This window comes from Anseongella ginsenosidimutans (genome assembly GCF_008033235.1).
Taxonomy (GTDB): domain Bacteria; phylum Bacteroidota; class Bacteroidia; order Sphingobacteriales; family Sphingobacteriaceae; genus Anseongella; species Anseongella ginsenosidimutans.
The window spans coordinates 2,511,002-2,526,626 of sequence record NZ_CP042432.1; the positions used below are offsets into that span (position 1 = coordinate 2,511,002).

The 15,625-nt window shown below is 50.1% G+C and carries 17 protein-coding genes and 3 tRNA genes; 14 read left to right on the forward strand and 6 right to left on the reverse strand.

The genetic code is table 11. From position 1 onward, the window contains the following. Positions 1–28 precede the first annotated feature (28 nt). Positions 29–445 (reverse strand): cysteine hydrolase family protein, encoded by a 417-nt coding sequence (locus FRZ59_RS10325; RefSeq protein WP_132130160.1) that lies wholly within the window; start codon positions 443–445, stop codon positions 29–31. A 23-nt stretch (positions 446–468) separates the two neighbouring features. Here FRZ59_RS10325 and FRZ59_RS10330 point away from each other — a divergent pair, with 23 nt between their 5' ends. Beyond that, a complete protein-coding gene (locus FRZ59_RS10330) occupies positions 469–678 on the forward strand; it encodes a hypothetical protein (RefSeq protein ID WP_132130161.1) in 210 nt (69 codons plus the stop codon). 43 nt (positions 679–721) lie between these two features. Here FRZ59_RS10330 and FRZ59_RS10335 read toward each other — a convergent pair. Continuing rightward, a tRNA-Ile gene (locus tag FRZ59_RS10335) sits at positions 722–795 on the reverse strand. 113 nt (positions 796–908) lie between these two features. On the opposite strand from FRZ59_RS10335, the gene FRZ59_RS10340 reads away from it, so the two are divergent. Further along, entirely contained in the window at positions 909–1,529 is a 621-nt protein-coding gene (locus tag FRZ59_RS10340; RefSeq protein WP_132130162.1) for an HAD family hydrolase, read from the forward strand. Positions 1,530–1,541: 12 nt separating this feature from the next. Here the strand turns inward: FRZ59_RS10340 and FRZ59_RS10345 are convergent, their stop codons facing one another. The 3 genes from FRZ59_RS10345 to FRZ59_RS10355 form a co-directional block, all read right to left on the reverse strand. Further along, complete coding sequence (locus FRZ59_RS10345; protein ID WP_132130163.1) at positions 1,542–3,452, reverse strand: AMP-dependent synthetase/ligase; 1,911 nt, start codon at positions 3,450–3,452, stop codon at positions 1,542–1,544. 101 nt (positions 3,453–3,553) lie between these two features. After that, positions 3,554–3,880, reverse strand: a complete 327-nt coding sequence (locus tag FRZ59_RS10350) for a HesB/IscA family protein (protein ID WP_132130164.1) — start codon at positions 3,878–3,880, stop codon at positions 3,554–3,556. Positions 3,881–3,901: 21 nt separating this feature from the next. Continuing rightward, complete coding sequence (locus FRZ59_RS10355; protein ID WP_132130165.1) at positions 3,902–5,065, reverse strand: cysteine desulfurase family protein; 1,164 nt, start codon at positions 5,063–5,065, stop codon at positions 3,902–3,904. Between the two features lie 43 nt (positions 5,066–5,108). Between FRZ59_RS10355 and mce the strand changes: the two genes are divergently transcribed. The 12 genes from mce (at position 5,109) to FRZ59_RS10415 (ending at position 14,626) form a co-directional block, all read left to right on the forward strand. After that, positions 5,109–5,516, forward strand: coding sequence for a methylmalonyl-CoA epimerase (gene mce / locus FRZ59_RS10360; RefSeq protein ID WP_132130166.1), 408 nt, complete (start codon positions 5,109–5,111; stop codon positions 5,514–5,516). 31 nt (positions 5,517–5,547) lie between these two features. After that, a complete protein-coding gene (locus tag FRZ59_RS10365) occupies positions 5,548–6,153 on the forward strand; it encodes a YdcF family protein (RefSeq protein ID WP_147698312.1) in 606 nt (201 codons plus the stop codon). A 48-nt stretch (positions 6,154–6,201) separates the two neighbouring features. Further along, positions 6,202–6,453: a type B 50S ribosomal protein L31 gene (locus FRZ59_RS10370; protein WP_132130168.1), complete on the forward strand. Its 252-nt coding sequence runs from the start codon at positions 6,202–6,204 to the stop codon at positions 6,451–6,453. Positions 6,454–6,515: 62 nt separating this feature from the next. Beyond that, entirely contained in the window at positions 6,516–7,844 is a 1,329-nt protein-coding gene (locus FRZ59_RS10375) for a putative sugar nucleotidyl transferase (protein ID WP_132130169.1), read from the forward strand. A gap of 31 nt (positions 7,845–7,875) precedes the next feature. Then, positions 7,876–8,640 (forward strand): triose-phosphate isomerase, encoded by a 765-nt coding sequence (gene tpiA / locus FRZ59_RS10380; RefSeq protein WP_132130170.1) that lies wholly within the window; start codon positions 7,876–7,878, stop codon positions 8,638–8,640. After that, positions 8,630–9,466, forward strand: coding sequence for a 50S ribosomal protein L11 methyltransferase (gene prmA / locus FRZ59_RS10385; protein WP_132130171.1), 837 nt, complete (start codon positions 8,630–8,632; stop codon positions 9,464–9,466). Before tpiA ends, prmA begins: the two co-directional genes overlap by 11 nt. An 84-nt stretch (positions 9,467–9,550) precedes the next feature. Further along, a complete protein-coding gene (locus FRZ59_RS10390; RefSeq protein WP_132130172.1) occupies positions 9,551–12,196 on the forward strand; it encodes a DNA translocase FtsK in 2,646 nt (881 codons plus the stop codon). A gap of 298 nt (positions 12,197–12,494) precedes the next feature. Further along, entirely contained in the window at positions 12,495–13,154 is a 660-nt protein-coding gene (lolA1, locus tag FRZ59_RS10395; RefSeq protein WP_158640602.1) for an outer membrane lipoprotein periplasmic chaperone LolA1, read from the forward strand. Between the two features lie 3 nt (positions 13,155–13,157). After that, positions 13,158–13,439: a hypothetical protein gene (locus FRZ59_RS10400; RefSeq protein WP_132130174.1), complete on the forward strand. Its 282-nt coding sequence runs from the start codon at positions 13,158–13,160 to the stop codon at positions 13,437–13,439. Further along, positions 13,439–14,200 (forward strand): MBL fold metallo-hydrolase, encoded by a 762-nt coding sequence (locus FRZ59_RS10405; RefSeq protein WP_132130257.1) that lies wholly within the window; start codon positions 13,439–13,441, stop codon positions 14,198–14,200. Before FRZ59_RS10400 ends, FRZ59_RS10405 begins: the two co-directional genes overlap by 1 nt. Before the next feature lie 197 nt (positions 14,201–14,397). Beyond that, positions 14,398–14,480, forward strand: a tRNA-Leu gene (locus FRZ59_RS10410). Between the two features lie 62 nt (positions 14,481–14,542). After that, positions 14,543–14,626 (forward strand) — tRNA-Leu (locus FRZ59_RS10415). Between the two features lie 42 nt (positions 14,627–14,668). On the opposite strand, the gene FRZ59_RS10420 is transcribed toward FRZ59_RS10415, so the two are convergent. Then, positions 14,669–15,502 carry an energy transducer TonB gene (locus FRZ59_RS10420; protein ID WP_158640603.1) on the reverse strand — a complete coding sequence of 278 codons (834 nt, stop codon included), beginning with the start codon at positions 15,500–15,502 and terminating at the stop codon, positions 14,669–14,671. Positions 15,503–15,625: the final 123 nt, after the last annotated feature.

The window sequence follows — 15,625 nt, forward strand, 5'->3', positions numbered from 1 at the left end:
AGCAGGTTTTTATAGGATTAGGAAACGGCTACTCGCGAACCTTTGATTGTATACCCTTCACGGACTTTATAAATTTTTCAGAATCTGAAACCCATCCAAAAACCCCGCCTTGCATTTTGGTACTCTTGACAACGGCTGCATAATTGCCCTCGTCGGTTGCGCCGGTACAATCTTTCAGCAGCAAACACCAAAAGCCGAGATCATTGGCTTCAGTCATAATGGTATTTACACATACGTCGGCCGTAATTCCGACGATCACCAAATGAGTTATTCCTAAGTTTTGCAGCGTCATAAATAAAGTACTTACACCGGTTGCTCCTTTCCCGGCTTTATCAATGAGGATCTCTCCCTCGATAGGTTCTACTTCTTTGACGATAGCCCAGCTTTTGGAGCCTCTGACAAGGAGCCGGCCAATGCCGCCTCCCGCCTGAAGATCAGCCTTCAATGTTTCAAATTTTTAAAAATCATTTGAATCGCAGCGGAGTATTACTGTTCACTTCCGGAAAAGAACATGGCGAAACCTGGGCAATGAACCAGGGGACAAACCTGTTTCATGGCTCACTGGACACCCATCAGTACCGGTCTCTTCTTGAAGCTTGCGGTTTCCGTATCCTGCAGTATAGAGAAGGAGATCCTGAATGTGGCAATGCGAACGTCTGGATGGCGCAACTCGCATAAAAAAAAGCCCTTTTTTTTAACAAAAAAGAGCTTTTTACGAATGTGGGCCCAGCTGGGCTCGAACCAGCGACCCACAGATTATGAGTCTGTTGCTCTAACCGACTGAGCTATGGGCCCGTTTTCAAACCGGGTTTGAAAAGAGGTGCAATTTTACGAATTTTAGGGCAATAATGCAATGGCGGGCTGCTGTGTTTTTTTTGCCGGCGGCCGGCTGACTAAAATGTGAACGTGTGAGTACCATTAAAAATATCATTTTCGATTACGGCGGGGTTATTTTTGAAATTGAGCATGAGCTGGCGGCCCGGTCATTTGAAGAACTGGGTGTGCCGCAGGTGAGACAGGCTTTTACTCATGCGGCCCAGGGCGAACTGTTTATGGATTTTGAGACCGGTACCGTTAGCCCGGAAATTTTTCGGGAAGAAGTACGGAAGATGAGCGAACGGCCGCTCAGCGATGAGCAGATTGACGGTGCCTGGAATGCGATGCTTTTGGGGGTGCCGGAGGGCAATGTGCCCTTGCTGATGCAGCTGAAGGAAAAATACCGGACTTTTTTGTTAAGTAATAATAATCCTATTCACCATGCTGCTTGTGAGCGAATGCTTCGGGAGCGCTGGGAGACGGCTATTGAGGACTGCATGGAAAAGGCTTATTTTTCGCATTTGATTCAGTTGCGAAAGCCTGATGCCCGGGCGTACCGGCATGTGCTGGAAATGCACGGCCTTGATCCCGGCGAAACGGTATTTATCGATGATACGCCGGTAAACATTGAAATAGCTGCATCGCTTGGTATGCAAACCCGGCTGGTCAGGCGGAACGCGCCGTTGCCGGATACGATCGAAAGCTTTTTATAAAAAATAACCATCCTATACTACTGCCGGTAATTTATAAAGCTGACGGATCATCCCCGCGTATTTCTCTTCCACTACCTTACGCTTGATCTTAAGAGTGGGGGTCATTTCACCGTCGTCGATGGTGAAGGGAGTACGCTTTACCGCAAAATTCTTAATGCGTTCAAATTTGGCGAGTTCGGTGGATAAACTGCGGATATCTTCGTTCAGCCAGTTGATAATCCGGGTGTCTTCAATAAAAGGGGTGGGTTCACTAAAAAAACTTTCGTGAAGGTCAAATGTCTGCATCATGAGTTCTTTATTCGGAACCAGGATAGCGGTGATGTATTCCTGTTTATCGCCGACGAGGAAAATCTGTTCGATCTTATTGCTTTTCATATACACGTTTTCCACCGGGGTGGGGTATACGTTCTTTCCATAGGCATTCACCAGCATGTTTTTTATGCGGTCGGTAATTTTCAGGTTGCCCTGCCGGAAACAGCCTACATCCCCGGTATGGAACCAGCCCTGGCGGTCAATAGCGGCTTGCGTTTCCGCCGGTTTGTTCCAGTAGCCTTTCATGATGCAATGGCCGCGGACGATGATCTCGCCTTCCGGGCTTTGGAAGGAGGGATCGTGGCTTTCATGAGTTTGTATGGTAAAGATCTCTTGTGTTTCGGGCTGCTGAATGCCGATCTCAATGCCCGGGATCACCGGGCCAACGGTGCCGATGGCCTGGCGCTCGTACAGGTTAACGGCTACCACGGGCGAAGTTTCGGTAAGCCCGTAGCCTTCCAGGACGATGATCCCCAGGTTGCTGAAAAATTCGCCTACGCTAACCGGCATGGCCCCGCCGCCGGAAATCATGAATTTGAGGTTTCCACCAGTCTTTTCCTTGATCTTGCGAAAGACCAGCTTTTCGGCTATTGCCAGCTGCAGCGATAACCCGGCGGGCAGTGATTTTCCCTGTTCTCTGATCTCGCGGGCCTTTTTTCCTGTATTCAATGCCCAGTAGAAAATCTTAGCCTTCAGGCCCCCGCCTTCGGTAGCATTTTTATATACCTTATCCTGGATTTTTTCAAGCAGCCTGGGCACTACATTCATGATGCTCGGCTGTACTTCGGTCATGTTGCGCCCCAGTGATTCGAGGCTCTCGGCAAAAGCCATCTTACAGCCCATTGCCAGGCATACATGGTACGTGGCGGTCCGTTCGAAAACATGGGAAAGCGGGAGGAATGAGAGGAAGGTGTCGTCGTTGTCGATTGCCCCGGTCAGGTGCTCAAGGCAAGCCTTCACATTCTTGACAAAATTAGCATGGGTAAGCATGGTCCCTTTGGGAATGCCGGTTGTTCCCGAAGTATAAATAAGAGAGGCCAGGTCTTCTTCCTGCACGTCTTCCCTGAGGGCGGAGATTTCGGCTTTCCTGCTTTCAAGGACAGCTTTGCCTTGTATAATTACGTCATTGAGCGATATAATCGTCTTGTTGCCAGTATTCTGGCCGGTGATCTTTTCGTGATCGTCAAAAGCAGGAATAATAAAGCGCAGGGCGGGACAGTCCCCGGCGATTTTAAGGACTTTTTTCAGAAGGAAGGAATTGCCTGCTATCAGGGATTTGGCGCCGGAATCATTCAGTATATAAGCAGTATCTTTTTCCGGAATGGTGGGGTAAACAGAGACATTCACCGCGCCGATCTGCTGCAGGGCCTGGTCAAAATATACGTATTCCGGACTGTTGTCAAGGAGCAGCCCCAGCCGGTCTCCCTTTTTGATTCCCATTTCCAGCAGCCAGGCCGAAATGGCATCTGCTTTATCCAGGGCTTCGCCATAACTAATAGGTTCGTATTTTTGAGGTCCGCGGTAAAGCAGGAAGGGATGTTCGGGCGGATGTATGTGTTTTACCACATAACGGATAAGCTGAGGGAGGGTTTTTCCTTGTAAATAGTCCATATTGGCCGGTTAATTAGCGTCGCGCCTGCTACTTGTTGTCCATGCCGTATACCGGCGGCGCACTGGCGAATTTACAAAGATATTGGGATTTCGACCTGCCTTTATACAGAAAAGCTCTCTCCGCAGGCGCAGGTTCGCGAGGCATTCGGGTTATTAAAGCTAAAACCCTTCCCGTTCAGGCCGGTTGAGAAATCAAGCTCCGTTCCGGCCAGGTAAAGAAAGCTTTTAACATCAAGTACGACGCGGATGCCTTTGTCCTCGAAAAACTGGTCTTTTTCCTTTGCCTGGTTGTCAAAATCCAGTTTATAGGACAGGCCGGAACAACCTCCGCTTTCCACTCCAACCCGCAGGAAATAGCTGTTGTCATAACCGGACTCTTTCATAAGAGCCTCAATTCGTTCTTTCGCACGGTCGGTAATTGTAATCATGATCTTTTAAACAAAGGCAATTTAAGAATGTTTGGTGGAATCACGAAGAGATTCAATTGCGTTCCTACAGATGTTCACCGCGAAATCAATATCTGTTTCCTCTGTAAAACGTCCAAGGCTGAAGCGAAGGGAAGAACGGGCTTCTTCTTCACTCAATCCCATTGCGGTAAGTACATGAGAAGGCTCCGGCGAAGCCGATGTGCAGGCCGAACCGGAAGAAATCGCCAGGTCAGGCATGGCCGACATCAGCAGGTCACCCTTTAGCCCGGCAAAGCGGATATTGCTTACGTGAGGAAGGCGGTTATGCGTATTTCCGTTCAGCGCGGTGCCCGGAATTTCCAAAAGGCCGCTTTCCAGCTTATCACGAAGCAGGGAAAGCTTTTGACCATCTTTTTCCATTTGGGTAAGGCATACTTCGCAGGCTTTCCCGAAGCCCACGATGCCGGGGACATTCAGCGTGCCGGAGCGCAAGCCTTTTTCATGGCCGCCTCCTTCTATGAGCGGGGTGAGCCGTACCCTGGGGTTTTTTCGTCTTACAAACAGGGCGCCCGCGCCTTTGGGGCCATATAATTTATGCGCACTGAATGACAGCAGCCCGATTCCGCCTGTATCCACGTTCAGTGGTATTTTACCCGCTCCCTGGGTGGCGTCGGTATGGAAAATGATACTCTTCTCCCCTGCAATTCGGCCTATATCTTCCATTGGCTGGATGACGCCGGTTTCATTATTGGCGTACATGACGGAGATAAGGATGGTTTCCGCAGTAATAGCCGCCCGGAGCATTTCAATGTTTAGCAGGCCGTCCGGCTGAACCGGAAGGTAAGTCACTTTTCCACCCGATCTTTCGATATACCGGCAGGTATCCAAAACGCAGGAGTGTTCAGTAGCCAGGGTAATTATATGATTTCCTTTACTGCGATAGGCTTCAAAAACGCCTTTCAGCGCCATGTTTACTGATTCCGTAGCGCCGGAGGTGAAGATCAGTTCCTCCGGCGAGGCGCCGATCAGGGACGCAGCCTGCTCCCGGGCCAGGTCCACGGCATCCTCCGCCGTCCAGCCGAAGGCATGGTGCCTGCTGGCAGCATTGCCAAATTTTTCGGTGAAATAAGGAAGCATTACGTCCAGCACCCGCGGGTCGGTAGGGGTAGTGGCGTTATTGTCCAGGTAAATTGGTAATTTGGGCATTGCAAATAGAACGAAATTCTAAAAGGAAAGTTTCATCAGGATAATGAATCGGATTGATCATATAGGGATTGCGGTAAAAGACCTGAAAAGTGCCTCGGAGATCTACACTCGTTTGCTCGGCAAACCGTTTTATAAGACCGAACGGGTAGCCGCTGAAGATGTGGAAACTGCTTTTTTTGCCTGCGGCGAAAATAAAGTAGAACTGCTGGAAAGCACCAGTGAAAACAGCGCTATTTCCCGTTTCATTGAAAAGCGGGGCGAGGGAATTCATCACCTGGCCTTTGAGGTAGACGATATCCGGGCGGAAATAGCGCGCCTGAAAGGGGAAGGATTCGATTTCATTGCTGAAGAGCCACAGCCGGGAGCCGATAACAAGCTCATCTGCTTCCTTCATCCAAGGAAAACCGCCGGTGTCCTTATTGAATTGTGCCAGGAAATGTCGCATCTTTGAGAAACAGTATATTCGCATAACATATATAACGATGCGCTTCTCATCCGCCATAAAGCTACTTGCCTTCTTGTTTTTAACGAGCCTCTGTATTCAGTCGGCTGCGCAGGATAAAGGCAATCCTCATAAAACGATTATGCTCATCCTGGGCTCTGCTAACAAAAAGACGCTGGAAGAACGGGTGAAGTTGGGCCTGGAACTGTACGATTCCCCGGTTTCCTTTGACTATATCATTGTTTCGGGCGGTTGCGGCGCACATGGCTCCGCTATCTGCGAAGCTTCTGAAATGGCCGCATTGTTAAAGGAAGGGGGAGTTCCTCCTGCTAAGATCTATAAAGAAGAGCGCTCAAAAAGCACGGTGCAGAATTACTGTTACAGCAGGGCGCTGAAAAAGGAAGATGGTACACGCCTGATCAATCCGGACGATACGCTGTATGTCGTTTCCAATCACTGGCACGCCATCCCTGTTGCGGCACGTTTCACTACTTATGATAGCGTGCATGCATTTTATTACATTAAGGGGGGATCCTGCCGTCGGAGACCGATAAAGTGGATTACACCGGTATTTATAATAAGGGGAATCTTTGCCCCTGAACGTAGATTGAAGTACCAGGCATATTCTGATGACAGAAGCCTTTGAGAAGTAAAATATAAACTTTATATTTGCACCCGCAAAAGAAATTCTAAGATGAAAGCTGATATACATCCGAAGAACTACAGGCCAGTAGTTTTCAAAGACATGTCGAATGAGTACTCGTTCCTGACCCAGTCCTGTGCCGATACGAAAGATACGATTGTCTGGGAAGACGGAAACGAATATCCCCTGGTAAAGCTGGAGATCTCCAATACGTCGCACCCTTTTTATACAGGTAAGATGAAATTGGTAGATACTGCCGGACGCGTGGAGAAATTCAGGCAGCGTTACGCCAAGAAGCAGTAATATTGAAATAATATTTTTATGAGTCCGTCAAGTGATTGACGGACTTTTTAGTTTTGCAGGGCATGAATTACATTCTGTTCGATGGAAACGCCCGCAGCGCCTTGCTGCCTTTTACCCGTACCCGGCCGGTGGCTGAGATCCGGGCGGGAATACTTACCATTCGTGAAAAATGGGAGCGGTTCCTGGGTGCCTCATGTTCCTGTCTTACTGCTGCCTATCTTCGTGAAAAGTTCCCCTTTAGCTTATCTGCTGAAAATATCCTGATCAACGCTTCCCTGCTTCCCGACACGGCTTTGGCCAAACGGGTTGCTTCACTGAAGCCGGGACAGACCCTTATGCAAAAGGGTGCGGTGCTGGCCGCCTGGCTCGGAGAAAAGGAAGCGCGCAGCCTGGCTCAGGCCGGTTATGGCTGGCAGAGCGGCCCCGGCTTGCAGCACGCACAGGATGACGCGAACGAACGGTCCCTGAGCGGGGAAAGACGGGCGGAAGCAGCAGACAAACGAGCGCGAGCCATAGAAGAGTGGGCGGAAGCAACAGTACAACGGGCGGGGGCAGTGGAAGAATGGACAGGCCCCCTGCATCGCCTTATTCATCCCGAAGATATTTTCCGCTTCAACGCGGAGGCAATCGCCGCCGATTTCGACCTGCTTACCGCCGGTAAGCGTTCTGCCATTCCCGGTTCTACCAACCGCATTCTGGGCCACCGGCTTTTCCTGGAAGCGGATGTGGAAATGGAATGTGCCAATATCAATACCCTGACCGGGCCGGTTTACATTGGAAAGGGCGCGGTGGTCATGGAAGGTGTGAACCTGCGCGGGCCGCTGGCGATAGGTGCAGGCGCCGTCGTCAAGATGGGGGCCAGGTTATACGGTCCCACGACCATTGGGCCGGAAAGTGTCGTGGGAGGGGAGATCAAGCAAAGCGTTATCTTTGGGAATACCAATAAAAGCCATGATGGTTACCTGGGCAACAGCGTCATAGGGGAATGGTGTAATTTGGGGGCCGACACCAATTGTTCTAATATGAAGAATAATTATAAATCCGTGAAATTATGGAGCTATGAAACCGGCGGCATGCGTGATACCGGCCTTCCTTATTGCGGCTTAATGATGGGGGATTTTTCCAGGACCGGCATTAACACCATGTTCAATACCGGAACTACCGTAGGGGTGAATGTGAACCTGTATGGGAGCGCCATGCCTCCGGCTTTTCTGCCTGATTTCAGCTGGGGGAGCGGAGACGCACTGCAAACCTACCGGCCGGAAAAGGCCCTGGAAACAGCGAAACGTATTATGGAGCATAAGGGCGGATATTTTACGGAAGCCGACGCCAGGATCCATCACGAAATCTTTAACCTGACAGAAATGTACCGTAAAGGAGCGTCTGAATAAACAAGTTAATCAGTATAATAAATCAATAAAAATGAGAAAAAAGATCGTAGCGGGAAACTGGAAAATGAACAATGATTACCAGGAAGGAATGACACTCTTTTCCGAGGTAGTAAACATGGTCAAAGACGAAGTAAATACTGCCACGGAAGTGATCGTAGCCTGCCCTTATATTCATTTACATAGTTTCGGCAAGATGGCCAATGGCCGGATCAAGTTGGCTGCACAGAACTGCCACCAGGAAGAAAAGGGCGCATATACGGGAGAAGTTTCGGTCAAAATGATTGAATCAGTAGGCGCTGATTACGTGATCATCGGTCATTCTGAACGCCGGCAATATTTCGGCGAAAGCAATGCCATTCTTGCTAAAAAAGTAGTACTGGCCTTAAAGCAAGGTCTTCTGCCTGTTTTCTGCATTGGCGAAACCAGGGAAGAACGGGAAAGCGGCCGCCACTTTGAAGTGGTAAAGGAGCAGTTGCGGGAAGGTTTGTTCCATCTTGTTAAATCCGAGTTCCGCCAGGTGATCATCGCTTATGAGCCGGTATGGGCAATAGGCACGGGCTTAACCGCCAGCCCCGGGCAAGCTCAGGAGATGCACGCCTTTATCCGTGAGGAAATCGCCGGTGTTTATGACCAGGATGTGGCGGACGAGACCTCCCTGCTTTACGGCGGAAGCTGCAATCCTAAAAACGCCCCCGAATTGTTTTCCCAGCCGGACATTGACGGCGGGCTTATTGGCGGAGCTTCTCTGAAAGCCCGTGACTTTACCGATATCGCGAAGGCATTCAATGGGCGGTAATTACATAGAAGTCATTTTTACCCTTCCCCAGCCCGGCAGCATCCAGCAGGACCTGCTCATTGCCGGGCTGGGAGAAGCAGGGTATGAATCCTTCCTGGAAACGGAGGAAGGATTTAACGCTTACATCCGGCAGGAAGCGTTTTCAGACGGCTTGCTGCAGGCCGCGATCCGTGAAGTTCCCGGCGACAGCTTGGGCTACGAGATAAAACTTGTCGAAGCGCGCAACTGGAACCAGGTTTGGGAAAGCAATTTCACCCCCGTGGTAATTGGTGATACATGCCGTATCAGGGCTTCTTTCCATGAACCCGATCCGTCCGTTCCGCTGGAAATACAGATTGACCCGAAGATGGCTTTCGGTACGGGCCACCATGAAACCACCTGGTTAATGGCTTCCTGGCTGCTTGAGCTTTCCCTTCCGCATAAAAAGGTACTCGATATGGGCTGCGGAACGGGTGTCCTGGCTATCCTGGCCGCTAAAACAGGCGCTTCTCAAGTATTTGCCGCCGACATAGACCCTGTCTGCGTGGAAAGTACGGTCGAAAATGCCACCCTGAACGAGGTGCCGGTTCAGCCCCTGCTTTCCGACATTGATGCGCTTCCCTATAGCGGCTTCGACCTGATCCTCGCCAATATAAATCGGAATGTTTTACTGGACCATCTTCCTTTTTATGCCGAAAAACTGAATGACGGCGCCACGCTCCTGCTAAGTGGCTTTTACCAAGGGGCCGACCTCGAGGCCATACGGGACAGGGCCGGCGAATGCGGGCTGACATTTACGGAAACCAGGAGCAGGAATAAGTGGGCGGCCGCACAGTTCCGCAAATAGCCCGAAGTAAGCCGGTAAGAGCAGGCTTCGGCAGTATTTTTGCCCATCGCGGATTGTGTTTCTTATATTTGCACAAAAACCTGAATGAGCGATACAGAGAACCGGTTACGCAACGAATTCAAGAACAGGGCGAAAGGAAGCCGTAAAGTCAAAGCGCCGCGGAAGAAGCGGAACAAGCTCTTCCGGCTTCCTGAAATCAAGTTCAGGCATACCCGTTTTGTCAAGATACTGGGTTTGTTTTGCCTGTTGATATCGGTTTTTCTGCTTATTGCGCTTACTTCCTATCTTTTTACCTGGAAACAGGATCAGTCTTATGTTTTTGACTCGCCCACGTTCTGGAAATTTTTTCGCGACTCCGAAGCCCTGCCGTCTGAGTTGAAAGAAAGGCTCCTGGCCGAGGGCGGTATACAGAACTGGATGGGAAAATTAGGGGCTTTTTTTTCCCATCAGCTGGTATACAACAGCTTCGGGCTGGCGTCCTTTGTGTTTATCGCTTTCTTTTTTATTCTTGGCTATCGCCTGTTGTTCGCGGTCAGCATATTTTCGGTCCGAAGGTCGTTGGTCTATACCTTAGGCGTTTTGCTATACATTCCCCTTGTCATTGCCTTCGTCAACAGCTTTATTAATAATTCGATTCATTATGCCGAAGGGGTGTATGGCTACCAGACCAATATCTGGCTGAACATTACCCTGGGAAAAGCCGGTACCGGTTTTTTATTGCTTTTCGCAGCCTTTTCAGCCGTGGTATTTATTTTTAACCCCAGCTTTAGCTTGTTCAGGAGAAGACGGAAAACGGAGCTGACGCAGCCTGAGGCCTTTAATGAGGAGGAAGAAGCGGAGAATATTCTTCTGGAAGAAGAGATTGTATTTGACCCTATTGAGCTGAACCCCCGCGAGCGGGAAAAAGGAGCGGAGACAAAAACTATTAACGATTTTTTTGCGGAGAAATTCGGGCGAAAGAATAAAGCCAGGGACGGCGGGGAGAGCATGGATTCGAGTGAATCGATTCCGCCCGAAACGACAGCCGGTATGCATCGCGGAGAAAATATGCCTCCGGACCGGCCAGAAAATTCCCGGCCGGCGGATCAGGTGCTGCGCGAAAGCGGCGTCCTGCCTGAAAGCGGGAACCCGGCGGTGCAAAAAACAAATGACCCGGCCTTTTCCATCGAAGCCACCGAAGAAGAGAAGCTGGCTGACTCGCTGGTGCATGAGCATGGACTATACGATCCTACTCTTGACCTTCAGGATTTCCGTTTCCCGCATCTTGATTTGCTGGAAACTTACGGCTCCAGCCGGCCGTCGGTAACCGCCGAAGAGCTGGAAGCCAATAAAAATAAGATCGTTGGCACTTTAGCCAATTACGGGATCGATATTGACAAGATCAAAGCCACGATCGGCCCCACGGTGACGCTTTACGAAATTGTTCCTTCGCCTGGCGTACGGATTTCCAAGATCAGGAACCTGGAAGACGATATTGCCCTTAGCCTGGCCGCCCTGGGAATTCGTATTATTGCGCCCATTCCGGGAAGGGGGACTATCGGGATTGAAGTTCCCAACCAGCATCCAGAGATCGTGTCCATGCGGTCCGTAATGGCTACCGAAAAATATCAGAATGCCAATATGGAGCTTCCCATTGCCCTGGGGAAGAATATTTCCAACGAAGTATATATCGTTGATCTGGCAAAAATGCCCCACTTGCTGATGGCAGGAGCCACCGGGCAAGGTAAATCCGTCGGTATAAATGCCTTGCTTGTCTCTCTGCTCTACAAAAAACATCCGGCCCAGCTGAAATTTGTCATGGTGGACCCGAAAAAGGTGGAGCTTACCCTTTACCGGAAAATAGAAAGGCATTACCTGGCGAAACTTCCGGGTGAGGGAGAAGCCATCATTACCGACACGCGGCTGGTGATCAATACGCTTAATTCCTTATGCATTGAGATGGACAACCGCTATGAATTGCTGAAAGATGCCGGTGTCCGCAACATTAAAGAATACAATAAGAAATTTGTTTCCCGCAAGTTGAACCCGAACGAAGGGCATCGTTTTCTGCCATATATTGTCCTGGTGATTGACGAATTTGCCGACCTGATGATGACGGCAGGGAAGGAAATTGAAACGCCCATCGCCCGCCTGGCGCAGCTGGCCAGGGCCATTGGCATCCACCTGGTAATAGCCACCCAGCGGCCTTCCGTGAACATTATTACCGGTACCATTAAAGCGAATTTCCCCGCCCGCATTGCCTTCCGGGTTACGTCAAAGATCGATTCAAGGACGATCCTGGATGCCGGCGGCGCCGATCAGCTGATCGGCAGGGGAGACATGCTGCTTTCCACGGGAAGTGACGTGATCCGCCTGCAGTGCGCCCTGGTGGATACCCCGGAGGTAGAGCATATAACCGACTATATCGGATCCCAGCGTGCCTATCCGACCGCCTACGAATTGCCGGAGTATGTGGACGAGAGCGGCGACGGGAACGGCGCAAAAGCCTTTGACTCTGAGAACAGGGACCAGATGTTCGATGAAGCGGCGCGCCTGGTTGTGCGTCATCAGCAGGGTTCCACTTCGCTGATCCAGCGAAAGCTAAAGCTCGGGTATAACCGTGCAGGGCGCATCATCGATCAGCTGGAGGCCGCCGGTATTGTAGGCCCCTTTGAGGGCAGCAAAGCCAGGGACGTACTGATCCAGGACGAGTACGCGCTGGAACAATTATTGAATGACCTTGGCAATTAAACCTGCCGCCCTGTAAATTGTCTTATTGTCAGGCCGCGTTTTAAAAAAGCGCCCGGAAAAAGCGCAAGGCGGGAAGCTGAATGGGGCGAGAGAAGCGCTGAAGAAAGCGGGAGAAGCTGAATGAGGCGGGGAACTGAGGAAAGCGGGAGAAGCTTACTAAGGCAGGAGCGCTTACCAAGGAGGGAGCAGGAGCAGCTGAAGAAGACTAAGGCGGGAACGCTTACGAAGAAGGGAACGCTTTACAAGGCGGTAGAAAGGTGAAAAAGTAATGAAGAAAGTTATTTCGAAAATAAGTTTGATGCTGACAATCGCAATACTGGCGGCCGGGCCATTGATGCTTTTCACGGCGCATGCAGCATGGTCACAGCCGGCGAATGATCCGGAAGCAAAGGAAATCCTGGATGCGGTAAGCGCTAAGTACCGCGCGCATGATTATATAAAGGCGGTTTTTTCCTATACCTTTAACAGTCCTTCCGAAAATGTTACCCAAACAGAAGAAGGGAGCCTGTATGTACAGCCGGGAGGGAATAAATACCGCGTAAAAGTGGCGGGACAGGAAATGATCAGCAACGGAACCACTTCCTGGGTTTACCTGCCTGAAGTGAACGAGGTACAGGTCAGTGACGCGGCAGCCGGTTCCGGGGAACTGAACCCTGCCCAACTCTTTACGCTACATGAAAAAGGGTTTAAATACGTGCTGAAGGGAGAAAGCAATATAGATGGAAAACAGGTTCACCTGATCGACCTGGTTCCTTTGGAGTCCTCGCCTTATTCGAAGATAGAGCTTGCTGTTGAAAAGAGCGCGAGCCTGATCAGGCAGCTGAAGGTCTTCGATAAAAATGGGAATCATTATATTTATAAAATAAAAACGATCAACTTTAACCCTGATCCGGATAGCGATTTCTTTACCTTTAGCAAGGCGGACCATCCGGGGGTGGAAGTGGTTGATCTTCGTTAGTATATGCTGAGCATTACCAATCATACGCTTGAAAAACTGGAGCAATTGCTTCGGGACCTGGGCTACCGGCTTCGCTATGAAAAGGGTAATTTTAAATCAGGGGCCTGTGTTCTACACGAGTCTAAAGTTGTCGTAGTGAACAAGTTCCTGGGTCTTGAGCAACGTATTAATTCCCTGGCCGAGATCATAAAAAGTGTGGATGCTGCTCCTTTACAATTAGATTCAAAGCAAAAAAGCTTGTATCTTTCCCTGCGACAAACAGCGATAGCGCTTCCTAATTCATGATGAAAATTACTTTTTTGGGAACAGGTACTTCGCAAGGCGTACCTGTAATAGCTTGTGATTGCCAGGTATGTACATCCGGTGACCCCTGCGATAAACGCCTGCGTTCGTCTGTCCTGATCGAAGATAAACATACTACTGCGGTGATCGATTCCGGCCCTGATTTCCGTTACCAGATGTTAAGAGCCGGCGTAAAACAGCTGGATGCCATTGTACTCACCCATGAACATAAGGATCATCTTGCCGGAATGGACGACATCAGGGCTTTTAATTTCAGGCAGGAGGAGCCAATGGATGTTTTTGCCACTCCGCGGGTGCAGGAAACGATTATCAGGGAATTTGCTTACGTATTTTCTTCCGTGAAGTATCCCGGGCTTCCCAGGATAAAACTCATAGAAATTCAGAACAAGCCCTTTAAAGTGGGAACGCTTCGCTTTCAGCCCGTGGAAGTGCTTCACTATAAATTACCGGTGTTCGGCTACCGTATCGGCGATTTTACGTATATCACCGACGCAAAGACCATTGAGCCCGAAGAAAAGGAAAAGATAAAGGGTTCAAAGGTACTCGTACTTAATGCCCTTCAAAAGGAAGCCCACGTTTCCCATTTCACACTCGACGAGGCTGTCAGGCTTGCCGGAGAACTGGGTGCCGAAAGGACTTACCTGACGCACATCAGCCATAAACTAGGCCGACATGCCGAAATAGAGAGTAAGCTTCCGCCCGGAATTCACCTGGCCTATGACGGGCTGGTGTTAACATTGTAAGGCCGCCCTTTGCCTAAGCGGCGGCAAGGCTGACCTTCCGGCAGATGGTTATTTGCATTATAAATACCGGAAAAAGAGAGCGATACTGTAAAAAAATGCCGGGTTTCTATTTTTCCTGTTTTTATTTTTCAAAAATTACTATCTTTGCCAGCCCCGAAACAAATAAGGATTGGGGCCTTGAAAGAAGGTATTTGAATGCCCGGGTGGCGAAATTGGTAGACGCACCATCTTGAGGGGGTGGCGCCTTACGGGCGTAGCGGTTCGAATCCGCTCCCGGGCACCGGAAAATTCCGGCAATTTGGAATCCGGTCGGGCTTCCTCAGGAATTCAGATTCCAGCACCGCTCAGGTGGCGAAATTGGTAAACGTTGCGGCCTCAGGAGCCGTTGGGAGCAATCCCTTGTGGGTTCGAGTCCCACCCTGAGCACAAAAAATCCCCGCTTAATTATGTTAGGCGGGGTTTTTTTATTTATTCCTGTGAGCGGGCAATTACGGGAATGGTATACCTGACCTTTACTTTCCGTCCGTTCTGTTCGCCCGGTTCCCATTTTGGCATTGCTTTTACTATCCGGACGGCTTCTTCGGCAAGGCCGCCGCCGAGTTCCTGCCCGCGAAGGGCCTTCACATCAATAATCGAACCGTCACGGTCAATGGTAAACTGCACGAAAACCGTTCCCTGGATATTGTTTTCGATGGCCTGCCTGGGGTACCGGAAGTTTTTCATAACGTATGGCAGTATTTTATCCATTCCACCGGGGAACATTGGTTTTTTCTGAATAGTTGCGTATTCATGTACAGTACTGCTTACTGTCCCAACGATCGCTTCCCGGCCTTTCCCGTCGGCCGGGACGTCCATCGGGACCTCGAATCTGGAGAGGCCGTCTTTGGTTTCGTTACCCAGGATCACGTCGTCAGGAATGCTTTCGGTAGGAGGTAGCAGGTCCTCCTCGTTCACTTCTGCCTGGCGTACGATCTCAGGGGTCGTATATTGTATCTCTTTCACGGCAGGTGGGGTCGGAAGCTTCATTTCAGGCGGGGGCAATTCCTTGGGCTTGGGTGTTTCCAGGGTGGAAAGGCCGGGATCCGTGTCGGGAAGCACTGCGGCGGGTTTGTTTTTTTTTTCGATGATAGCTGCCAGAATGGGGGCATACGAGCAAAGAGAAAAAGAAAATACGGCAATCAGCAGCGCTTTCATCGCGTGGCGGGAATAATCCCGGCGCAGGGCATAGGCTCCATACTCCCGGTTTCTTCCTTCGAATATGATCTGGCACCAGCTGCTATTTTGAAGGTCAATCTTACTCATGGCTGTAGGGTTTAATAATAAATAATTTATACTACCATGATGCTGTGCCGGCTGAAATTTCATAAGCCTGTCCGAAGGGGGCGCCTGGCACGCAGCTTGCAGCTTAACACAGCGATACAGCAT